This is a genomic window from Streptococcus equinus, from assembly GCF_900104225.1.
In the GTDB taxonomy this organism is placed as follows: Bacteria; Bacillota; Bacilli; order Lactobacillales; family Streptococcaceae; genus Streptococcus; species Streptococcus equinus_D.
Genome location: NZ_FNJK01000001.1, coordinates 246,429 through 268,613, shown reverse-complemented (window position 1 = coordinate 268,613; position 22,185 = coordinate 246,429). Strand labels below are relative to the sequence as shown.

Annotated in this window: 18 protein-coding genes, 1 pseudogene and 1 CRISPR repeat array; of the genes and pseudogenes, 1 reads left to right on the top strand and 18 read right to left on the bottom strand. The window is 35.8% G+C overall.

The annotated features are described in order from the left end of the window. Position 1 precedes the first annotated feature (1 nt). From BLP98_RS01280 to lepA, 12 genes are all read right to left on the bottom strand, one after another. Positions 2-694, bottom strand: coding sequence for an ABC transporter ATP-binding protein (locus tag BLP98_RS01280; protein WP_074481543.1), 693 nt, complete (start codon positions 692-694; stop codon positions 2-4). 85 nt (positions 695-779) lie between these two features. Next, positions 780-2,120: a sensor histidine kinase gene (locus BLP98_RS01275; protein ID WP_074481542.1), complete on the bottom strand. Its 1,341-nt coding sequence runs from the start codon at positions 2,118-2,120 to the stop codon at positions 780-782. Further along, positions 2,113-2,796, bottom strand: a complete 684-nt coding sequence (locus BLP98_RS01270) for a response regulator transcription factor (RefSeq protein ID WP_074481541.1) — start codon at positions 2,794-2,796, stop codon at positions 2,113-2,115. Before BLP98_RS01270 ends, BLP98_RS01275 begins: the two co-directional genes overlap by 8 nt. A 257-nt stretch (positions 2,797-3,053) precedes the next feature. Next, positions 3,054-3,371 (bottom strand): TfoX/Sxy family protein, encoded by a 318-nt coding sequence (locus BLP98_RS01265; protein ID WP_074481540.1) that lies wholly within the window; start codon positions 3,369-3,371, stop codon positions 3,054-3,056. Position 3,372: 1 nt separating this feature from the next. Further along, positions 3,373-4,143, bottom strand: a complete 771-nt coding sequence (locus BLP98_RS01260) for an alpha/beta fold hydrolase (protein ID WP_074481539.1) — start codon at positions 4,141-4,143, stop codon at positions 3,373-3,375. Continuing rightward, positions 4,130-4,636 carry a CDP-alcohol phosphatidyltransferase family protein gene (locus BLP98_RS01255; RefSeq protein WP_074481538.1) on the bottom strand — a complete coding sequence of 169 codons (507 nt, stop codon included), beginning with the start codon at positions 4,634-4,636 and terminating at the stop codon, positions 4,130-4,132. Before BLP98_RS01255 ends, BLP98_RS01260 begins: the two co-directional genes overlap by 14 nt. 376 nt (positions 4,637-5,012) lie before the next feature. Beyond that, complete coding sequence (gene rlmD / locus BLP98_RS01250) at positions 5,013-6,374, bottom strand: 23S rRNA (uracil(1939)-C(5))-methyltransferase RlmD (RefSeq protein ID WP_074481537.1); 1,362 nt, start codon at positions 6,372-6,374, stop codon at positions 5,013-5,015. Positions 6,375-6,483: 109 nt separating this feature from the next. Then, the gene (locus BLP98_RS01245) at positions 6,484-7,965 is read right to left on the bottom strand and encodes an LCP family protein (RefSeq protein WP_074481536.1); all 1,482 of its coding nucleotides are present in this window, start codon (positions 7,963-7,965) and stop codon (positions 6,484-6,486) included. Between the two features lie 99 nt (positions 7,966-8,064). Beyond that, positions 8,065-8,889, bottom strand: a complete 825-nt coding sequence (pheA, locus tag BLP98_RS01240) for a prephenate dehydratase (RefSeq protein WP_074481535.1) — start codon at positions 8,887-8,889, stop codon at positions 8,065-8,067. Continuing rightward, entirely contained in the window at positions 8,886-9,362 is a 477-nt protein-coding gene (locus tag BLP98_RS01235) for a shikimate kinase (protein WP_074481534.1), read from the bottom strand. The genes pheA and BLP98_RS01235 overlap by 4 nt, the downstream gene beginning before the upstream one ends. Next, positions 9,355-10,638: a 3-phosphoshikimate 1-carboxyvinyltransferase gene (gene aroA / locus BLP98_RS01230; protein WP_074481533.1), complete on the bottom strand. Its 1,284-nt coding sequence runs from the start codon at positions 10,636-10,638 to the stop codon at positions 9,355-9,357. Before aroA ends, BLP98_RS01235 begins: the two co-directional genes overlap by 8 nt. 150 nt (positions 10,639-10,788) lie before the next feature. Continuing rightward, positions 10,789-12,624 carry a translation elongation factor 4 gene (lepA, locus tag BLP98_RS01225; RefSeq protein ID WP_074481532.1) on the bottom strand — a complete coding sequence of 612 codons (1,836 nt, stop codon included), beginning with the start codon at positions 12,622-12,624 and terminating at the stop codon, positions 10,789-10,791. Between the two features lie 251 nt (positions 12,625-12,875). Here lepA and BLP98_RS01220 point away from each other — a divergent pair, with 251 nt between their 5' ends. After that, positions 12,876-13,442, top strand: coding sequence for an Ltp family lipoprotein (locus BLP98_RS01220; RefSeq protein WP_074481531.1), 567 nt, complete (start codon positions 12,876-12,878; stop codon positions 13,440-13,442). A gap of 115 nt (positions 13,443-13,557) precedes the next feature. On the opposite strand, the gene ndk is transcribed toward BLP98_RS01220, so the two are convergent. The 6 genes and pseudogenes from ndk to cas9 all read right to left on the bottom strand — a co-directional run bounded on the left by ndk (position 13,558) and on the right by cas9 (position 22,053). Continuing rightward, on the bottom strand, positions 13,558-13,974 hold the full coding sequence (gene ndk, locus BLP98_RS01215) for a nucleoside-diphosphate kinase (protein ID WP_058814079.1): 417 nt from the start codon (positions 13,972-13,974) through the stop codon (positions 13,558-13,560). A 125-nt stretch (positions 13,975-14,099) separates the two neighbouring features. Continuing rightward, positions 14,100-15,457: direct repeats of the CRISPR family, unit length 36 nt; unit sequence GTTTTGGAACCATTCGAAACAACACAGCTCTAAAAC. A 142-nt stretch (positions 15,458-15,599) separates the two neighbouring features. Next, positions 15,600-15,929: pseudogene (locus tag BLP98_RS01210) on the bottom strand (type II toxin-antitoxin system HicB family antitoxin); the annotation flags it as partial. Positions 15,930-16,045: 116 nt separating this feature from the next. Further along, entirely contained in the window at positions 16,046-16,708 is a 663-nt protein-coding gene (csn2, locus tag BLP98_RS01205; RefSeq protein ID WP_074481530.1) for a type II-A CRISPR-associated protein Csn2, read from the bottom strand. Next, the gene (cas2, locus tag BLP98_RS01200; protein ID WP_074481529.1) at positions 16,698-17,042 is read right to left on the bottom strand and encodes a CRISPR-associated endonuclease Cas2; all 345 of its coding nucleotides are present in this window, start codon (positions 17,040-17,042) and stop codon (positions 16,698-16,700) included. The genes csn2 and cas2 overlap by 11 nt, the downstream gene beginning before the upstream one ends. Then, a complete protein-coding gene (cas1, locus tag BLP98_RS01195; RefSeq protein ID WP_074481528.1) occupies positions 17,039-17,905 on the bottom strand; it encodes a type II CRISPR-associated endonuclease Cas1 in 867 nt (288 codons plus the stop codon). The genes cas2 and cas1 overlap by 4 nt, the downstream gene beginning before the upstream one ends. Further along, positions 17,905-22,053: a type II CRISPR RNA-guided endonuclease Cas9 gene (gene cas9, locus BLP98_RS01190; RefSeq protein ID WP_074481527.1), complete on the bottom strand. Its 4,149-nt coding sequence runs from the start codon at positions 22,051-22,053 to the stop codon at positions 17,905-17,907. Before cas9 ends, cas1 begins: the two co-directional genes overlap by 1 nt. Between the last annotated feature and the right edge of the window lie 132 nt (positions 22,054-22,185).

Here is a 22,185-nt window from a genome sequence, read left to right as displayed (position 1 = left end):
CCTAAGCACCTCCGTGAACGATTTTAAAGAATAATCTTTCTAAATCATCATCATGAGTATTATCTTCATCATAGAAGATTTCACCATTATGTAAAATAACAATATGGTCTGCAACTTTACTAACTTCGTGGAGTTGATGACTTGATAAAAGAATGGTCATGCCAGATTTTTTTAAGTTCGTTATTAAATCTAACAATTCTTTAATACCATCTGGATCTAAACCATTTGTTGGCTCATCCAAAATCAATAAGTCAGGATTAGTTATCATCGCCATTCCTAAGCCCAAGCGTTGTTTCATCCCTAATGAAAAATGTCCTGCTTTTTTCTTACCTGTATGAGATAATCCAATCAATTTTAGTACTTCATTGATTCTCTCATCTGAAATGTCATATAAGAGTGCGCGTGTTTTTAAATTATCAAAAGCTGACAAATTCATATAAATTGCTGGTGATTCGATAAGAGCACCAATGTTAAAATCTGCACTAGATTTTTCACTAATTTGCTCACCATTAAAAACAACAGCACCGCTATCAGCTTCTTCCAAGCCAAAAATAATTTTCATAATGGTTGACTTACCGGCACCATTAACGCCAAGCAAACCACAGACATTACCTTTTTCAATATCAAATGAAACACCTTTTAATATCTCTTTATCTTTAAAAGACTTTTTCAAATTTTTAACCTGCACAACCATAAGTCTTCCTCCTTTTTACCTATTAACTATATCGAGAGAATTTCAGCGTTTGTTCAGAAAAAAGAAAAATAGCACCTAAAAGATGCTATTTCTTGATAGATAAACTGACTACTGCTCCACCTGTGGGAGGATTTTGTAAGACAAGCTTTCCGTGGTGTTTTTTAGCAACTGCCTGAGCAAATGATAAACCTATACCATAATGTTTGCTATTTCTTCCTTTATTTTCAGTGTAAAAAAGATTATCTGCGCTTTCCAAAGCTTCTTTTGTAAAAGCAGGTCCATTATTCCATATATGAAAAACTAGAAACTCTTCTTCCTCAATCACTGAAAGTGTTACTTTTTTATGACCAGAACTATATCTCGCAGCATTTGACAAAATATTAATCAGAGCACGACTTAAATTAAGTTGGTTTCCTTTGAAAAATTCCAGATTAACGCGCTTAATCACATTAAACTCAGCCTCATGTGTATCCATAATTGCCCTTGCTTCTGTATCGAGTTCTTCTAAAAATTCTGGTAAAAAAATCTCTTCCTGATAGTCCTTTTCCTCCACTAGTAAGCGAGAATACTGAATCATATCATTAAAATATTTTTCAAAAACTTTGATACTGTTATCGGCTGAATTGAGAAAGTCTGATTGTTGATTCGTCAATTCTGTCATGTCAAGCAACTCCAAATTTCCTTTTAAAACTGTCAAAGGTGTTTTGATATCATGAGCTAAGGCTGCCACTTGAAAAGATAAATCTTTTTTTGCTTTTCGCTCTGCCTCCAACAGGGTAACCAGTTCAGCGTCTTTTTGATAAAGCATCGATAAAATATCGTTAAACTCTATCATTTCTGTCTGAGAATGTTTGACAGTCATCTCAGGTTTTCCCATGGTCAAAGAAATCTCTTGAATCAATCGAAAATTCTTAGTAAATTCTTTTAAAAGCCTTGAAATTGACCAGATAATCAAAGCGAGCTCTAATATCAAGAAAAAGAGGTATGAAAAACTATTAAATGAAATCTGTCTTAATCTAGGATTGACAAATTCAGGCAAGGTTGGGCATCTGAGAATGAGCACGTATTTTGAATTACTGAACTTTGCATAACGAATTGTCCCAACTTCTTCAGTCCTTCCATGGTCAAAAGCATCTTTATAATGCTTATAATCCTCACTTTGATACCTACTGGTGCTGATTTTTCCAGAAGATTTTTCAAATACAACATAGTCAAAAGTCGTTTGATTTAACTGCTTTGCAATCATCTTAGCTGAAGCATTATCTTTTATCTTAACCTTAAACTCTGAGCCATAGCTATTCAACTGCCCTGTTATCACTAAAAGATAAGTGAGGAAAAATAACACTAAGACATTAATCACGGTTCCCAGTAATATTTCAGAAATGCTCCGCAACACCCTTCTTTTGATTGAGTAATGTCTAGTCATACCACTTATATCCCATTCCTCTCACAGTCTTAATCGGATTGATGCCATAAGACGAGAATTTCACTCTTATCTGATAGACATACTCTGATACCGAACGAAATAAAGCATCAGCTTCTTCATCATAAATATGGCTGTAAATATCTTCTCGCGTGAAAACTTTATTGCGATTAGCTGACAGTAGTTCTAACAAATCGTATTCTCTACTTGTCAATGGAACAATCTTGCCATTAACACATACCGTTTTTTCTTGTAAATAAAAAGTAATCGGTAGCAATTCTCGGACAACTTTCCCATCTGATTCAGCTTTTCTAAAACGTTCTTCGCGTTTCAAATGCGCAGCAACTTTCGCAACCAACTGTTTAACACTAAATGGTTTTGTAATGTAATCGTCACCACCAAGATTTAATCCAGTAACGATATCATCTTCTTCGTCTTTTGCACTAACAAAAATAATTGGCGCACTCACTTTATCGCGGATTTGTTTACAAACTTGCAAACCATCAATATCAGGCATCATGACATCAAGCAAAATCAAATCATATCCTTGAAAATCCATGCTATTTAGCGGTAAAGTTATTCCTTGATAAGTTGTGACATCATAATTTTTCATCTCCAAAATCGTACGCATTAACTTTAAAATTTCAAAATCATCATCTACAACTAAAATTTTATACATCCTATCTCCTATACATTCACCCAAAATTGACCATCAGTTGCATCTTCGCTATAATCAAGACTTTAAAAGGATAGCAACAACATTTCAGAAAAAGTTCAGAACAAGTTTCCTTCTGAAAACTTGAAATCTTGAAATACAAAAATTTCTCAATTCATATTTTATCAACAATTGCTGTAATAAGTATATCATTCAATTAATAGATATACTAACTCTTAACTTATTTTCAATTTTGAAAAGAAAAACCAACCTTTAAATGGTTAGTTTCTTTTTTTCTTAGGGGCAGGTAATTCCTCAGCTATTGCTTGCAATAATTGTGCCAAAAATGCTTTATCATCAAGCTTATCAACCAGAAGCATCTTCTTGGCACCTTCATAAGGTAATGCCATCTTAGCCTCTGGTAGCATAGCTAGCGCTGATTTTGTTGGTTTAACGAGGAAACGATTATCATAAATACCACCAATGACCTTGCCTTGACAATATATAATATACTCGCCCATCATCGCTCGCCAAGAGACCTCTTTTGTCTCAGACAATTGATCTAAAATAACTGTTAAATACTCTTTGCTTGAAGCCATATCATTCACTCCTTGTGTGCTTGCATTCACTTCTTTGAATTTCCTCCAGAAGTTCTTTGACATATAATTCTGGATAATTAATAGAATACTGACCGTGAGCCAGACCAGCTTTGATTTCCAAGCGACTGTCTGGTAAAAGATCATGTAAATACCTTGCTGAAGCATGCATCTTTTTAGTTTCTTTTTCTCCCACAATAATGCGAACACGCGCTAACGAATTCTTCAAATTTTTCTTTACTTGATACAAGCTACTTGCTTTTGTAAAAGCAATCAAATTTTGCTTAGAAAGTTTCACTGTGTCCTCATAATAGTGTTCAAATAAATCAGCTCGAATGCCAAGGTAGCGAAACTGCATCTTTGCAAACCACTTCTTCTTAATCAAAGGAAAACTCATCGAAAATAGCGGAGCAACCACACTCGCTGTCAATTTATCTGGAATGATAGCAGCACTCTCAATAATCGCCTGTTTACAAATAGTCGGTTGCTTAGCAAGCATTTCTAAAAGAATCTGACCGCCAAGCGACAGACCAGCAATTAGCAAAATCGAACCGCCATACTCAAGATTGATGAAATCAATCAAGCTAGCAGCATTTTCTTCAATACTAGTAAAATCCCTATCACTTCCAGCATGTCCATCGAGAATTGGCACAACCACATGGTAGTTTTTGCCTAGCAAATCCATTTGAATTTGATATTGCCACCATGACAAGCCACCACCGTGGAGTAACATGATAACGTCTTGATTTTCTTGACCAACTTCAACAAACTTCATGCCTACCTCCTTTTCCTGTTCTAATCAGGTGGCCTTCCAGAATAGCAGCTAAAGTTGCCACAATCCCAATCACCAGCATACTGTAACTCAGGTCAATTACTTTTAACGATATTGGCAAGAAAAACAACAAAATCCCCGTTAATTTATTGAGATTTGAATGAATAGCCACAAACTTCTTCTGCACAACATAAGCAGAAATAAGATTAATTAGCTTGATGACGGCTATCACAAAAATCCAGATAAGCATCCAATTTTCAAATTTTAATACTGGAATTAATTTGATAAAGCATACTAGACAAAAGATAAAATCAGCAATTGTATCAAGTCTTGAACCAAATTCACTGACATACTCAAGTCGTCTAGCCACCATACCATCAAGAACATCTGTAATCCCAGCTAAGATATAAAGCACATAAAAAGAGACCGAAAAAGCAGGACAAAACAATAACACGATACTACAAATTATTCGAATACATGTTATCGCATTTGCCATACCTTGGCCTCCTTTAAGAAAAATAAGCTAAGCTCTTATTCTGCGTTTTTAACTAGTAAGCTTACACATTCAACGGTTCGCCGTTACCGTTTCATTTCGTCGCTAACTCCTCATTCTACGACAGGCGCAGTGGTTACTAACCAATCAAGCTTCGTAACCTCGCTTTCTTGGAGTAACTGTGCGTAGCATACTCCTAAGTTGCTAAAGCAACATGGATTATCCTATATCGCATGGGCAGAACATCTACTTCTACTTCGCTGTTTCAGTAGCTCGTACAAGCAGTGATACTGCCTCAACATGGTGCGTATTTGGGAGTGCAACTATCTAGCAGATAGTTTCAGCAGCTTGCCTTGAAATTTAAATGCAAGCTGGACTCTTATTCTGCGTTTTTAACTAGCAAACTAACACACTCAACATGGTGCGTGTTCGGAAACAAATCCACCGGCTGTACTTTTTGGAGTTTGTAGCCGAGTTCTTGGTAGAGTTTGATGTCACGCGCCATGGTTGCTGGGTTACATGAGATGTAAGTAACTTTTTCTGGTTGCATAGCTACGCTTGCTTTGATGAAGTTTTCAGTCAAACCTTTACGTGGTGGATCAACCAAGATAACGCTTGGTTTGATACCATTTTTGCTCCATGTTGCCATGGCATGTTCAGCTGAGTCCGCCACGTAATGCGCATTGGTAATTCCATTAAGCGCAGCATTGCGTTTCGCATCTTCAACAGCATCTTCAATCACTTCAACACCATAAACAGCTTTAACATTTTTCGCAAATGAAAGACCGATAGTTCCAATACCAGAATAAGCATCAATCACGATATCGTCCGCTGTCAAATCTGAAAAATCAATAGCTGTTTGATAAAGTTTTTCAGCCATTTCAGTATTCACTTGGTAGAATGAACGTGCTGAAATTTCATATTGATTGCCAAGCATGCTGTCAACAATCGTATCTTTACCATAAAGTATTCTAAACTCCTTGCCGAAAATGGCATTGGTATTTTTATCGTTAATATTTTGAACGACTGATTTCACCGCTGGAAATTCTGCAACGATTTTTTCAATAATCTGCTCGATGCGGAAAATTTTCGGACGTGTTGTGACAAAGACAAGCATCATTTCACCAGAATAATGTCCGCGACGAACCACCAAGTTACGAATTAAACCAGTTTGCTCTTTTTCATCGTATGGTTTGAGATCAAAACGACGAAGCAAATCACGTGTGAAATTGATTAAACGATCAATTTCTTTATTTTGAATGTAAAAATCAGAAATTGGCATCAAGTCATGTGAGTGTTTGCGGAAAAAGCCAGTTTCCAACTGTCCGTTAACACGACGAACTGGTACTTGTGCTTTATTGCGGTAAGCGTAAGGGTGTTCCATACCAAGTGTTTCTAACACTTCAACGTCTGAAATACCAGCTGTTTTATACAAATTATCAGCGACTTGTTTGCGTTTAAATTTCAATTGTTCAGCGTAAGCCAAGTGTCCAAAATCAGCGATTCCTGTACGTAAATAATCCACATTCAAATCTTGATTACGGTATTCAGAAATAGTTAGGTATTCTTCAACCTTACCAAAACCAATATTTTTCTTCACTTTCAAGACGCGCATCTTGATTTTTTCACCTGGAAGAGCATTTTCAACAAAGAAAACGAAGCCATCAACCTTTGCAACACCAGCTCCTTCATGTGATAAATCTGTGATTTCAACCTCAACAATGCTATTTTTTTCTAACATATTTTCCTTTCAACAAGCCTGTAAATTCAAGCTTCTAATAATCAATTCTCGTTCGGTTACTTTTCTCAAAAAAAGAGAAGCATAACTGCCTCTCTATTATATCATATTATTAACGTAGCCCAAGCTCCTTCAACTCTTCTTGGTATTTATTAAAATCAATTGCGATACCGAGTCCGCCGTACATGTCATAATCATCAGTCCAGTCTCCTTCCGCTGGGACCGTCTTTTGCTCAATACCTTTTTGACCACTAGTAATCACACCCAAACCTTCTTTAAGAAGAAATGGGTAAGACACATTTGTTGAGGTAAGGGCATAGATTTTTCCGATGGCTGCAGATCCTGTAAAGAGTTTTGAAGGATCTTTGATCTGGTTGACGATAGCAGAAATCACTTGTTGTTGACGTTGAGTGCGTCCATAGTCACCATCATCATCTTTACGGAATCGAGCATAGTTAAGCAAGGTACGCCCATCCATCCTTTGATTGCCAACTTCAATCGTTTGATTTGGCACTGTTCCATCAGCTTGCATGTTCAAATCATCTGGAACTTCAACAGAAGAAACTTCTTGTCCATCAACAGTACCGAATTTGGCATCTATTTCAACACCCTTTGGAAATAGTGTATCGATAGCTTCTGCAAAGGTTTCAAAGTCAACCATGACATAATACTTAATATCAATGTCAAAATTATTTTTCAAGGTCTTACGCATCAGTTCTGCACCTTGACGACCATCTTGTTCACCAATATTGAAAGCAACATTAAGCTTTTGGTCGTTTGCGTAATCATTATAACTAACACCGTTAATATTAACCAAGGTGTCACGCATAAAGCTAACTAACTTTACCTTGCCTTCTTTATTGCCGATATTCATGACCATGATGGTATCAGTTCTAGCGTCTGATGAGCCTTGAGAGATTCGTTTATCGCTACCCAGTATCAAAATATTGGTACCGTCTTTACTATCTTTACCAGCAAATGGTTCCGTAACAGCGGCAGAATAATTCGTTTCACCACTTGATACCTCATCGACACCACGATAGAACATATAAACCATACCAGCCACAATCAAAATGACTAATAAGCTACAAAATTGTAGAAAATGTTTAAAGCGTTTTTTGTGATGCTTCTTTTTAGGCTTCTTTGCCTTTGGAGCTTTGGGTTCATCGTGTGCAATTCCTTCGTAATAGTCCAAATAGGAAGAAGCGGGCTTTTTTGCTTTTTTCTTTCGTTTTGAACGATGTGACTTCTTTGCTTGAGGATATTTTGGTAAACCTTGTGACGTTAATTGATTGTCAAATGTATCGTAATCATCGTACTCATCATAAGTCACATAAGCGTCATAATCATCATCATAGTCGTCATCGTAGTAATCATAATAATCGTAATAGTCGCCATAATCATCATAGCGTTCATAATGTGGCTCTTTGTTGACAGACGAAGGATGTCCAGATGACATCTCTTGCATACTCATCTGCTTTTTTTGATAAAGATAACCAAACTCTTCCTTTTGTTGCGGATTTAGATACTCTAAATTTCCCAAAAGGTATTCATATCTTAATTCTTCATGTCGACTTAATTTATTTTCTGCCATGTCTCATACCACTCTTTCAATCAATCTATACTAAAGTCAGTACAAGTTTAACGAAACGACTATACTATTATTATACTAAAAAAGACATCAGGAAAGAAATTATAACTTGTAAACGTCGTAATTTCCGAGCATTTTATAACCAATGCCAAGTTGGCGCAATTCTTCTAAGGCAAAAGAGACAAGCGCTTCATTGGTATTGTCAATATCAACAATGAAAAAATACTCTCCAAGCGCAGTTTTTAAGGGACGGCTTTCAATTTTAGTCAAATTAATCCCACGCCAAGCAAAGACCGCTAAACCTTTATAAAGCGCACCTGGAAGATTATCTGGGAGCGTTAAAGCTAATGAGATTTTTTGTTGACACTTAGTCAAATCAAATGAACACTTCTTGCGCCCCAGTACCCAAAAGCGCGTGAAATTCTCATCCATTTCTTGAATATCTTTAGCAATAATTTCCAAATCATACTCTTTTGCTGCTGCAACTGGTGCAATTGCTGCAAAAGGCTCATCGGGATTTTCAGCAATAAAACGTGCAGCGTAAGCCGTGCTTGCTGTCATCTCTATTTGTGCATTCGGATAATGCGATTTGATGTATTTTTTCCCTTGAGCAATAGCCTGCGGATGTGAGAAAATCTTTTCGATTTTCTTATCTTTCGAAGTCGCTAAAAGTTGTTGCTTAATGGGTTGAATCATTTCCGCAACCGCTTCAATTTTAGCTTGATGAAAAAGGTAGTCCAGAGTTTCGTGAACTGACCCTTCAATCGAATTTTCAACTGGAATAATGGCATAATCCACCATTCCTTCTTCGTAAGACTTGATTACTTCAGTGATATTTGCAAAAGGCACTCGATCAGCTTCTGGGAATGCCTTAACAGCAACATTGTGCGTAAAAGAACCATTCGGTCCTAAATAGCCAACTTTCATCCAATTTCCTCAATAATTTCTTCCGGTGTTTTTCCAGCAACTTCGATAATACGATTTGCCGCTGCCTCATACATCTCTTGACGTCCATCAAAGATAGCTTTGAAATCTTCTTTACTATTATTAACAAATAAAGGACGGACATTCTTTGTATCATTTTTAATACGATCATAAAGCGTGTCAAAATCAGCTTTCAAGTAAATCGTTTCAGGATTTTTTGCCAAAATATCTCGGTTAACTGGGTTGATAACCACACCACCACCAGTTGAGATAACATGGTCAGAATTCGCCAATTCAGCTAAGACCTGTGATTCAATCTCACGGAATTTTGCTTCGCCTTCTTTTTCAAAAAAGTCCGCAATTGACATGCCAATACGCTCTGTAATCAAAGCATCCATGTCGATATAATCTTTATCTAAAAGTGAGGAAATGGTTGATTTTCCAGACCCCATAAATCCAATAATAATTCTAGCCATGTGACAAGACCTCCAAATCACTAAAGAAGCTTGGGTAACTTGTATTGATTGCTTCTGCTCGTTCTAATTCAACGTCACCATCTGATACCAAAAGCGCAGCAATAGCTGTCATCATACCGATTCGGTGGTCACCAAAGGTATTGATTTTAGCACCATGAAGTGGTGTTTTTCCTTTGATAATCATACCATCATCAGTCGGTGTAATGTCAGCACCCATGGCATTCAAAGCATCGGCTACCACTTGGATACGATCTGTTTCTTTGACTTTCAATTCTTCTGCATCACGAATGACTGTTGTGCCATTAGCTTGTGTAGCAAGAAGAGCAATAATTGGCAATTCATCAATCAAACGTGGAATGATTTCACCACCGATTTCAGTGCCAGAAAGCTCTGAAGTTTCAACGGTAATCGTTGCTGATTTGGCAACTTCATCAACATCTGAAATTGTCATTTTACCACCCATTGCTTCAATGACATCAAGAATCCCTGTACGAGTTTCATTAATACCAACGTTTTCAAGTGTTACTTTAGCATTTGGAACAATAAGCCCTGCAACTAACCAAAAGGCTGCTGATGAAATATCTCCCGGTACAACCACATCTTGACCAGTAAATTCTTGACCACCTTTGATGCGAATTTCTTTACCATTCACATCAATTGCACCGCCAAATTGAACAATCATATCTTCTGTGTGATTACGTGTCTTTTCTTTTTCGATAATGACTGATTCCCCATCTGCTTGCAAAGCAGCAAAAATCAAAGCAGATTTCACTTGAGCTGATGCCACAGGAAGTTGGTAATGAATAGGTTTTAGATTTTTACTTCCATGCATGGTAAGTGGTGGCAAATCACGGTCTGTCTGACCAGAAACTTCTACACCCATTTGACGAAGTGGAATTGTCACGCGATCCATTGGACGTTTTGACAAACTGTCATCTCCAAACATCTCAACCGTAAAATCTTGTCCAGCCAAAACACCAGAAATCAAACGAATTGATGTTCCTGAATTTCCCATATCAAGTTTATTTTGAGGGGCTTTAAGACCATCAAAACCAACACCTGTAATGGTTACAAGGTCTCCATCATCTTGAATATCAACCCCTAAATCACGAAAAACTTGCATGGTTGACAAAACATCTTCGCCACGTAAAATATCGCGAACAGTCGTTTTCCCCTTAGCAAGACTTCCGAACATGATAGAACGGTGACTGATTGATTTATCTCCAGGAACACGTAACGTTCCTTGTAATTGTGACACATTTGTCAATAATTTCATACAACTCTCCCACGGTTTAGTTTTAATTCTATTGTACCATAAAAATACTGAAAATTTGCACAACTCTCTAACAATTCTCTTTTTATGATGTTTTATGTACAAAATTTACAAGAAAAACAACTGAAAGAAATTCTTTCAGCTGTTTATGTTTTATTTTTTGCTGCTTTCGTCATCCATTGAAAGAACTGACAAGAAGGCTTCTTGTGGCACTTCAACAGAACCGATAGCTTTCATACGTTTCTTACCAGCTTTTTGTTTTTCAAGCAATTTACGTTTACGAGAAACGTCACCACCATAACATTTCGCCAAAACGTTTTTACGAAGAGCTTTGATGTCAGATCGAGCAACAATTTTTTGACCGATAGCCGCTTGAATTGGCACTTCGAATTGTTGACGAGGAATGATTTTCTTCAATTTTTCAACAATCATTTTACCACGTTCATAGGCAAATTCATTGTGAACGATGAAGCTAAGCGCATCGACTTTGTCACCATTAAGCAAAATATCCATTTTAACCAATTTAGATTTACGGTATTCTGAAATTTCGTAATCAAAGCTAGCATAACCACGTGTTGATGATTTCAATTTATCAAAGAAATCAAAAACAATTTCAGCAAGTGGAATTTGGTAAATGACATTAACACGATTTTCATCGATGTAATCCATTGTCACAAAATCACCACGTTTGCGTTGCGCAAGTTCCATAACCGCTCCAACAAATTCTTGCGGAACCATGATTTGTGCTTTAACATATGGTTCTTCGATACTTGCCACCTTAGTTGGGTCTGGGAACTCAGATGGATTTGACACTTCTAGCATTTCGCCGTCAGTCGTATTGACATGGTAAACAACGGATGGCGCTGTCATGATCAAGTCAATGTTAAACTCACGTTCCAAACGTTCTTGAATAACATCCATGTGAAGAAGTCCCAAGAAACCACAACGGAAACCAAAACCAAGAGCTTGTGACGTTTCTGGTTCGAATTGAAGACTAGCATCGTTCAATTGAAGTTTTTCAAGAGCTTCACGAAGGTCATTGTATTTATTTGATTCGATTGGGTAAAGACCAGCAAACACCATTGGGTTCATTTGTTTGTAACCGTGAAGTGGTGCTTCTGCTGGGTTATCCGCAAGAGTAACCGTATCACCGACACGAGTATCTGCTACAGTCTTAATTGATGCTGCGATATAACCAACATCACCAGTTGCTAGAAAATCACGACCCACTGCTTTTGGTGTGAAGATACCAACTTCAGTGACATCAAATGTTTTACCATTAGACATCAACTGGATAGTATCTCCAGGTTTCACCATACCATTGACGATGCGAACTTGAAGGATAACTCCACGATAAGCATCATAAACTGAGTCAAAGATAAGGGCTTGAAGTGGTGCTTCAACATCACCAGCTGGCGCTGGCACGTACTCAACGATTTGTTCAAGGATTTCTTCAATCCCGATACCAGCTTTAGCTGAGGCAAGTACTGCTTCTGACGCATCAAGTCCGATAACATCTTCGATTTCTTGACGCACACGTTCAGGGTCAGCAGCTGGCAAGTCAATCTTATTAATGACTGGCAAGATTTCCAAATCATTATCAAGGGCTAAATACACATTAGCAAGAGTTTGAGCTTCAATACCTTGTGCCGCATCGACAACCAAAATAGCCCCTTCACAGGCCGCTAGAGAACGTGACACTTCGTATGAAAAGTCAACGTGCCCTGGTGTGTCAATCAAGTGGAAAATGTAAGTTTCACCGTCTTTAGCTGTATAGTTCAACTCAATCGCATTTAATTTGATTGTGATACCACGTTCACGCTCCAAATCCATGCTATCCAAGAGTTGAGCTTGCATTTCACGACTAGAAACTGTTTCAGTCTTTTCCAAAATACGGTCAGCCAAAGTTGACTTTCCGTGGTCAATATGCGCAATAATAGAGAAATTGCGAATCTTTTCTTGTCGTTTTTTTAATTCTTGAATATCCATCTATCCTATAATCCTATACAATTAATCACTATTTCTATTATATCAAATAAACACCACTGGTGCTATAAAAAGTTTGTAACAAGACCTAAAAGCAAGAAAAATCACCTGGCAAAAAGAACCGCAAATTTCTTTACATTTTGTAAATAAAGCGCTATCATTTAAGTGAAAATTAAACAAATAACTTACTTCCACACTTCATTTAAGCTGTATTATCCTATCTCACACACTTAACCGTTGATAAGGAGAACATCATGAAAAAGAGAACAATGATTATTGCCTGTGCTTTGGCACTATTAGGATTGTCTAGTTTTTTCATAACAAGTCCACCACTTGTCTCGCACCCTCATATCGTCTATGCTGCAGCGACTAGTAGCCAGAAAAAAGCTCTAAGCAAGGCTGAGAAGTACTACAAGCTCATGAACATGTCAAAATTAGGCATTTACGACCAATTGACATCAGATGTTGAAAAATATTCTGCCGAAGATGCTCAATATGCCGTTGACCATTTGAAAGCTAATTACAAAAAAGCTGCGCTTAAGAGAGCAAAGAGCTATTATAAGATTATGCACATGTCAAAACAAGGCATCTACGACCAATTGTCTAACGAAAATGGCGATAAATTCACTGCTGAACAAGCTCAGTACGCTATCGACCATGCCAAATTAGACTATAAGAAAGCTGCCTTGGAAAAAGCAAAAAGTTATAAGAAAACACTAGACTTGTCATCAGATGAAATCTACGAACAACTCACTTCTGAACACGGCGCAAAATTCACCACCGAAGAAGCTCAGTATGCCATCGACCATCTGAATGACTAAGCCAATCTAACCTAGCAAACCTATGACCCATATAGGAAAAACCACCTGGAAGAGATTTCTAGGTGGTTTTGGTATGGGAAAACAAAAAAGCAGCCCCAAAGACTGCTTCAAAATATTATTCCCCAAACCAAAGAGCGATTTCACGTTCTACTGATTCTGGTGAATCTGAACCGTGAACGATGTTAAATGTTGCTGCTCCTTCTGCGGGTGCTTGTGCATAGTCACCGCGGATTGTTCCAGGAAGAGCTTCTTTAGGGTTTGTTGCTCCCATCATTGTACGCCAAGAAGAAATCACTTCTTCACCTGACATAACACCAGCAATCACTGGACCACTTGTCATAAAGTCAACGATTAGTGGGAAGAATGGACGGTCAACTAAGTCTTCGTAGTGTTTTTCTAGCAATTCTGGAGTTGCCATACGCATTTCTAATTTTTCAATTTTGAAACCACGACGTTCGATACGGTGCAATACTTCACCGACAAGCCCACGTTTCACACCATCTGGTTTAATCATAAAGAAAGTTTTTTCCATGTAAACAATCCAACCTATCTAACTAAAATAAATTCACCTTCAATTTTACCATAAAAGAAAATTTTTGAAAAACGTTGAAAGGTATTTTCACTAAAGTTTTAGTTGATTTTCATGGATAAAAAAAATCATCAGAACCATTCGAAACAGCACAGCTCTAAAACAAAATAAAAAAATAGAAAAGAGGAATCCTGGTTTTGGAACCATTCGAAACAACACAGCTCTAAAACATTCTCAATCGTAATGTATCCGTGAAATCTGTTTTGGAACCATTCGAAACAACACAGCTCTAAAACTTGTCATGTTCTTAATGTCGCCATTAAAGAGTTTTGGAACCATTCGAAACAACACAGCTCTAAAACCGCACTCTCCACGACCAAATTTTGAGTGTAGTTTTGGAACCATTCGAAACAACACAGCTCTAAAACTTTCGTCCATCACTTCATACATCGACATCTGTTTTGGAACCATTCGAAACAACACAGCTCTAAAACACTTGGAATACCTTGACCAGTTGCCCAGACGTTTTGGAACCATTCGAAACAACACAGCTCTAAAACGGAAGTGAAGGTTATATTAAAACTTTGAAAGTTTTGGAACCATTCGAAACAACACAGCTCTAAAACAAAAAAGCTTTCAAATGTTACTGCAAGGAGGTTTTGGAACCATTCGAAACAACACAGCTCTAAAACATGCACAGATAAAAGAAGATGAACAAAATAGTTTTGGAACCATTCGAAACAACACAGCTCTAAAACTAGTTACCTAAAGTTACCGATAAAAATAGGGTTTTGGAACCATTCGAAACAACACAGCTCTAAAACTCTGCTCCTGCTTTACCAGGAATACCTTGCGTTTTGGAACCATTCGAAACAACACAGCTCTAAAACAAGGGTCAGCACCACTATCAGCGCCTCTATGTTTTGGAACCATTCGAAACAACACAGCTCTAAAACAACCGTTACCAGAAAATGAATTTGAGCGAAGTTTTGGAACCATTCGAAACAACACAGCTCTAAAACTAAAGGCGTGTTCCTTGATTTGTCAAGCATAGGTTTTGGAACCATTCGAAACAACACAGCTCTAAAACAACGACGGGCGAATTCGTGACAATCGAAAAGTTTTGGAACCATTCGAAACAACACAGCTCTAAAACTGTAAGCTTCTTCAGTAGTGTTAATTGCGTGTTTTGGAACCATTCGAAACAACACAGCTCTAAAACTTCTAAATCTTTCAGATCCATCTTAGTTTCGTTTTGGAACCATTCGAAACAACACAGCTCTAAAACGCTTTCTTTTTTTATTTTTAAATGCTAGCCGTTTTGGAACCATTCGAAACAACACAGCTCTAAAACTGATATTCCTCGCTTTCAGTCGACCAATTTGTTTTGGAACCATTCGAAACAACACAGCTCTAAAACTGTATTAGCGTTGAATTTAACCTTGACTTGGTTTTGGAACCATTCGAAACAACACAGCTCTAAAACCTCGTGGACCATTTTTTCTCACGAAATTTCGTAATCGCGCCATTTGTCTCAGCCAGACTTCAGCTTCGAATAGCTCCTTCATGTTAGCTCTATTATACCTTAAAAACCTTGATATTTCAATATTTCTAAGCATTCATATAATTTACAATTGCAATATTTTCTCCAAAATTTGGGTTAAAACTTCTGAATAATTGATGTGTTCACGATCAGCTAATCTGACTAACTATTCTGGGACTGTAACATTTTTTCGAATAGCTTTTGAACTCTTTAAATAAGGAGACGGATCTGACTGAATCAAAGAAATAACCCCATCAGAAACTGATAGTTCATTCATATCGATAACTTTCGGCAGCGTTAGCCCCTCATCTAAGTAAGCATCTAGTGAACTTTCTAACATTTCACGAGCATTTTTCATTGCTTCTTCGACATCACTACATTCTGTTCCACCACCAAACCCCGGAAATTCAACCCAATCCTGTTACTAGCATGATACCTTTTTCTTTTATTTTATACGTATTATGCGTATGCATCAAACAATATACAAAAAAGCGTCTACTACAAAAATAGTAGACACTTTTTTATTCGTTTTTAATTCATATTTTCTGCTAGTAGAAAATAATCCTTATCTAAAACATACTGCGGAAAATCATAAAGCCTGTGAGGTTCTACAAAAAGCACACGTTGATTAGATAGCTCAATATATTCAATTAGTTTTTGCATTTCTTCCATGCTTAAATAAGCTCCGCTATTAACAAAAACCAACAACTTCTTTTTACTAAGGTAGTTGTAAATTTGAAGAATTTCAAAGCACTTTTCAAAAATGGTATCGCTTTGAGTTTCAATCTTAACCCCAAGAGCTTTTATCAATTCAAGGATTGTGATTTCATCATATTCCAAGTCAAGCTCATTTTCTAAACACTCATAAGCTATCAATTCTGTGATAGTGTCCGCAAGATTTTCAATCATCGATTTGACTTCTGGTTTATCATTTAACTGACTTTCTAGGTCAGCATGAATTAATTTGAGCATAGATGAAGAATTGACATCAAAACCTAAAATATCTGTAACCACAAGTAATTCTGATTCTTTCAATGATTTCAATTTCTTGTCAAATAACTTCAACTCACTTTCTTCAGTATAGGAATAAAGTTGTCTAACAAGATTCGAAAATACACTCACTTCCTCAATCGTTAAAATCGTTGCATTACTTAGCTCGATTGGTTCATCCAAAATCGGAAAATTAATCTTCATCACTGTAATCCTCTCCAAGAAATACTAATCGTCTATCAGAATTAGCAATGCTAGTATTTTTTTCACCGTTAAGGTAAATCATACGAGCAAACTGTTTTTCAGTTACTGTCAAAAGTGTAATGCTTCCCTTTTTAGGATTGTTAGCTTGCAACCTATCAACCATGGCTTTGTTAGCTGAATTATTTAATAATAATTTGCTGTAAACTGAAAATTGATGCATGATAAAGCCTTCACTTAGTAAAAACTTACGGAATTTACGATAAGCTTTACGCTCTTCTACAGTTTCTGTTGGCATGTCAAACATTAAAATCATTCGCATATATCGATAACTCATATCCTAAATTCAGGAACTCCTTTCCCGTTATGATTAAGAGCTTTGACTACTTTTTTCGTGTAATCACTAACAATATTATTCAAATACATTTCCTTATTGTTGTAAGAATAAGTCTCATCAAACATCGTAAACAGCTCTCTTTTAATCTTCACAAAAGAAGAGTTACGATTTTCATACACAATTCTATCAACAATTGGACGGAATGGTTCCATTATGTCACTAGCTAAATTGAATTGATTGAACTGATTAGAGTGTTTCAAACCAAATTGAGTCATACAACCACAAACAACTAGCTCACGCGCAAACATACTCAATAAAAGAGTGTAACCATAGTCTAAGCCCGCATTAATGTCATTATCCTGTTCACGAGAAAAATCATTTCCAAACAAGGTATTAAAATATATTCTTGCAGAGTGTCCCTCACGGTTGCTAGGATCAAAAGGTTCTAAGCCATGATATAAGTCCATAATGGATTGTGACTTTTCAAAGTAAGAACATTCACCAAGATACATGCTTTGATTTAATATTTTTTGAGCAATTATATTAGTCCAAACATCACACTTAACTTCATCATCCCAAGCAATTTGATTTGTCAGCTGTAAACTAGAATCGTGGCGACCATAATAAGGCGTCAGCATTGCAGTTGGCAAACGTTTCTCATCACAAAAAATAATTAAAATATTTCTATCAACCAAACGCTCAATCAACATCGTCGTCAAAACAATATTTGTCGTTTCAAGCAAAAGGATATCAATTTCTTCTAAATGAATCATCTCAGTATGATAAGCATCCTTAAAAATCAAATGATTATTCTTATATGATAATTTCGAATGCTCATTTACAATAACCGTACGCCATCCCATTACTCTTCTCCTAATTTACTCAAATCAATACGTGTTTCATAAAGGCCAGTGACAGATTGGTGGATGAGGGTGGCATCTAAAATAATACTTGGTGTCCTATAACGAATTCTTGAAATCTTCACTCTTGCAAAAGTAAAATCAATAGGAGCACCAAATGAAGTCAGTGATAATAAATTAATGAATGAATCTGATAGTTCTTCTAGAGTAAGAGAATCACTTTTTTCGAGTGCTTTTGCTACTTTCTTTATACTTCCTTCAGCATTAACGTATTTTTTTGTATAATTTTCAATATATTTAAAGATTAACTCAAAATAATCTCTATGATTTTTAACAAAATCAAAATGTTCTTGTTCATCAATTTTTCTCACTCGATGGGCATGATAAAGAAAATTAACTAAATATTGTGGCAAAACAAACTCGTTTCCTTTCTGCAATTCACCTTTTTTATTGTCATTTGCCATAACACTAGCCAACAAACGTCTTCTTCCACCCTCAAACTCAAAAAGGCTGTATTTAGGGAGTTTTATTAATTTGTCCTCTTGGATATTATGATATCCTTTTTTCTCTAAGAATGAGACTGGATTTTCTTCAAAGAAAGAGCGTTCCATAATAGAAATACCAACTAATTCTTTTACAGTTTTTAACTTCTTAGCTTTACCTTTCTCAATATCAGCAACTACCAAAACTGAATAAGCGACTGTTGGACTATCAAAACCACCGTATTTTTTAGTATCCCAATAAACCTTTTTCGTCTTACGTGGTATTAATTTATCTGAATCACCTTTAGATAAGATAGATTCTTTTGAGAATCCACCAGTTTGAGCTTCAACTTTTTTCACAATATTAACTTGAGGGTATGACAGAACTTTGCGAACAATGTCAAAATCTTTTTGCTTATTCCAGACAACTTCACCATCTGTATTTGTCTCGATATCTGGTCGTTCAAATACTCTACCATCCGCATATTTAACTTTTGTTTTAAAGAAATTCATCAAATTTGAGTAGAAGAAATATTTTGCTGTTGCTTTCCCAATTTTAGAATACTCTTCAGAAGATTTGGCAATAAGTTTTCGAACATCATATTTCTTATACTCACCGTATACAAATTCTGGTGCCAATTTTGGATATTTTTTAAGTAAAGCTGTCCCAACAACGGCATTGAGATAAGCGTCATGAGCATGATGATAATCATTGATTTCGCGAACTTTATAGAACTTAAATTCTTTTCGGAATTGCGAAACTAGATTTGATTTTAAAGTAATGATTTTCACATCACGAATCACCTTATCATTTTCATCACGTTCCATATTGAAACGAGCATCTAAAATTTGTGCGACATGTTTTGTGATTTGACGTGTTTCAACTAATTGGCGTTTAATAAATCCGGCTTTATCAGCTTCAGTTAACCCACCACGTTCTGCTTTAGTTAAATTATCAAATTTACGTTTAGAAATTAACCCTGATTTATACAATTTATACCAGTACGATTTTCTATTACGAACAATTTCAATACTTGGCACATCATCTGACTTACCGCGGTTTTTAGCTGAACTTGTCAAGACCTTATTATCGATTGAATTATCTTTGATAAAAGCTTGAGGGATGATATGGTCAATATCATAATCACTTAAACGATCAATATCAAGTTCTTCTCCTGTGTACATATCCTTACCATTTTGGATATAGTATAGGAACAAACGATCGTTTTGAAGATGAGAATTTTCAACTTTACTATCAACATAAGAAGGTTTCTTCTTACTAAGGATGTCACTACCAAATTCTTTCAGAGAGTCTTGTAGGCGTTTCAAACGTTGATTTGATTTATTTCTTCCATAACCAGTTGTTTGATTTTCACGCGCCATTTCAATGATAATATTTTCAGGATTATGTCCCATTACTTTGACTAATTCATCGACAATTTTGACACTTTGAAGAATTCCTTTCTTAATAGCAGGACTTCCAGGTAAATCATGAACAACTGCTTCAATATCGTCAACATCACCTACAACTTGTGCTTCTTGAATAATAGTTTTAAATGATAATGACTCGTCGTTAATCAATTGCATAAAATTGCGGTTAGCATGACCATCATCAATCAAGAAATCAAGAATAGTTTTGTTATTTTCCTTATTGCGAATTCCATTAATCAGTTTATATGATAGACGTCCCCAACCAGTATAATGGCGGCGTTCAAGTTTCTTCAACTGTTGCGAAGTAAAGAAATCACTGTATTTTTGAAGACGTTCATGAATCATATCTCTATCTTCAAATAAGGTCAAAGTCAACACAATATCTTCAATGATTTGTTCATTTGTCTTATCATCTAAGAAAGATTTATCCAAAATCTTTTTCAAATCATGATAAGTTCCAAGGCTAGCATTAAATGATTTACTATCTTTATCAAGACCAATTAAATCATTGATTCTAAACTCTTCGAACTCATTATTAAGATAGCTTAAAAGTTTAGCTTTCGTAACTTTACGATTTTCTTTAAATACGTGGTCAAAGATTTCTTGCTTCATATTTGCATCGAAGAAAAACGACTCACCTTGTTCATTAACATACTTAATTTTTGTTAATTCATTATAAACCGTAAATGTTTCATATACATGACTGTGTTTCGGTAAAACCTTTTCTTCAGGTAAATATAAATCATTTAAAGTCATTCGTGTGATAAACTTTTCAGCTGATTTTTCTTTATCCACCACTTCATCAAAATTCCACGGTGTAATCGGCTCATCTGAATGGTAATTAGCCCAAGCAAAACGACTATCTTTTCTTGCTAATGGACCTACGTAGTAAGGGATTCTAAAAGTTAATATTTTTTCAATTTTAGCTTGATTTTCTTTTAAGAATGGATAATACTCACCTTGACGGCGCAAAATTGCATGCATTTCTTGTAAATGAATTTGGTGCGGAATCGAACCATTATCAAATGTTCTTTGTTTTCTTAAGAAATCTTCACGTTCAATTTTATCTAGGAAATAATCACTACCATCGATGTTAGTGAGAATTGTTTTCAAATATTTATAAAATTCGTCTTGTTTAACACCATTATCGATATAGCCAGCATAGCCATTTTTGTTTTTATCTTTAAAAATATCGTGATACAACTCAGATTTATTTGCCTTAATGAATTCTTTTAGCTTTTCTAAATCTTCATGGTGTTCAACATAACGTTTAATCATTGAAGCAGATAGGGGTGCTTTTGTAGAATTATCATCAACAGTTAAAATTCCTGACAACAAAATAGCATCGTATAGATTTTTAGCTGAAATAAATAAATCTGCGTAATCATCTCCAATTTTCCCAAGTAACTCTTCTAAATCTTCTTCATAAGTATCTTTAGAAAATTGTAATTTGGCATCTTCAGATAACTTAAAATTTGTTTTGAAATTTGGTTGCAATCCTAAAGCTAGTGCAATTAGATTTCCAAATAAAGTATTTTTCTTTTCCGTCGGATACTGCTTAATAAGATTTTCTAAACGACGTGATTTACTAACTTTTTCTATTAAAATACTTGAAGCATCAACTTCAATTTCCGATAAGTGACTTTCATCAACAATCTTATCATATGTTTCAACAAAAACATTGAATAACTTTTGAACATCTGTATTTTCAGCATTCAATTCACCTTCAATCAAAAAATGACCACGATATTTAATCATATGTGCTAAAGCAAGATAGATTAAGCGCAAATCTGCTTTTTCTTGAGAATCAGCAAGATGTTTTCGCAGATGGTAAATTGTCGGGAATTTTTGATGATAAGCATCTTCTTCAGCTTTATTTCCAAAAATTGGATGAGAATCAAAAGTTTTATCATCATCTGTCAAGAAAGATTCTTCCAAGCGTTGAAAGAAACTTTCATCAACTTTTGCCATTTCTTTAGCAAAAATTTCTTGTAGATAACGTAAACGATTTTTACGACGTGTGTAGCGACGTCTAGCTGTACGCTTCAAACGTGTTACTTCAGCAGTTTCACCGCTATCAAATAACAGTGCACCCAGTAAGTTTTTCTTGATATACTTCTTATCTGTATTTCCTAAAACTTTCATCTTTTTAGCTGGAACTTTGTAATCATCAGTAATCACAGCCCAACCTACACTATTAGTACCTATATCGAGCCCAATTGAATATGACTTTTTCATTTTTTCTCCTTTTTTAATAAAACACTTGCAAATTAATAAATAAAATACTACAATAATTCTGTTGGAACTATTCGAAACAACACAGCGAGTTAAAATAAGGCTTTGTCCGTACACAACTTGTAAAAGTGGCAC

What these genes read in the sequence shown, in the direction of transcription:
- BLP98_RS01280 (WP_074481543.1), bottom strand. Translation starts at nt 694, where the DNA reads ATGGTTGTGCAGGTTAAAAATTTGAAAAAGTCTTTTAAAGATAAAGAG.
- BLP98_RS01275 (WP_074481542.1), bottom strand. Translation starts at nt 2,120, where the DNA reads ATGACTAGACATTACTCAATCAAAAGAAGGGTGTTGCGGAGCATTTCT.
- BLP98_RS01270 (WP_074481541.1), bottom strand. Translation starts at nt 2,796, where the DNA reads ATGTATAAAATTTTAGTTGTAGATGATGATTTTGAAATTTTAAAGTTA.
- BLP98_RS01265 (WP_074481540.1), bottom strand. Translation starts at nt 3,371, where the DNA reads ATGGCTTCAAGCAAAGAGTATTTAACAGTTATTTTAGATCAATTGTCT.
- BLP98_RS01260 (WP_074481539.1), bottom strand. Translation starts at nt 4,143, where the DNA reads ATGAAGTTTGTTGAAGTTGGTCAAGAAAATCAAGACGTTATCATGTTA.
- BLP98_RS01255 (WP_074481538.1), bottom strand. Translation starts at nt 4,636, where the DNA reads ATGGCAAATGCGATAACATGTATTCGAATAATTTGTAGTATCGTGTTA.
- rlmD (WP_074481537.1), bottom strand. Translation starts at nt 6,374, where the DNA reads ATGTTAGAAAAAAATAGCATTGTTGAGGTTGAAATCACAGATTTATCA.
- BLP98_RS01245 (WP_074481536.1), bottom strand. Translation starts at nt 7,965, where the DNA reads ATGGCAGAAAATAAATTAAGTCGACATGAAGAATTAAGATATGAATAC.
- pheA (WP_074481535.1), bottom strand. Translation starts at nt 8,889, where the DNA reads ATGAAAGTTGGCTATTTAGGACCGAATGGTTCTTTTACGCACAATGTT.
- BLP98_RS01235 (WP_074481534.1), bottom strand. Translation starts at nt 9,362, where the DNA reads ATGGCTAGAATTATTATTGGATTTATGGGGTCTGGAAAATCAACCATT.
- aroA (WP_074481533.1), bottom strand. Translation starts at nt 10,638, where the DNA reads ATGAAATTATTGACAAATGTGTCACAATTACAAGGAACGTTACGTGTT.
- lepA (WP_074481532.1), bottom strand. Translation starts at nt 12,624, where the DNA reads ATGGATATTCAAGAATTAAAAAAACGACAAGAAAAGATTCGCAATTTC.
- BLP98_RS01220 (WP_074481531.1), top strand. Translation starts at nt 12,876, where the DNA reads ATGAAAAAGAGAACAATGATTATTGCCTGTGCTTTGGCACTATTAGGA.
- ndk (WP_058814079.1), bottom strand. Translation starts at nt 13,974, where the DNA reads ATGGAAAAAACTTTCTTTATGATTAAACCAGATGGTGTGAAACGTGGG.
- csn2 (WP_074481530.1), bottom strand. Translation starts at nt 16,708, where the DNA reads ATGAAGATTAATTTTCCGATTTTGGATGAACCAATCGAGCTAAGTAAT.
- cas2 (WP_074481529.1), bottom strand. Translation starts at nt 17,042, where the DNA reads ATGAGTTATCGATATATGCGAATGATTTTAATGTTTGACATGCCAACA.
- cas1 (WP_074481528.1), bottom strand. Translation starts at nt 17,905, where the DNA reads ATGGGATGGCGTACGGTTATTGTAAATGAGCATTCGAAATTATCATAT.
- cas9 (WP_074481527.1), bottom strand. Translation starts at nt 22,053, where the DNA reads ATGAAAAAGTCATATTCAATTGGGCTCGATATAGGTACTAATAGTGTA.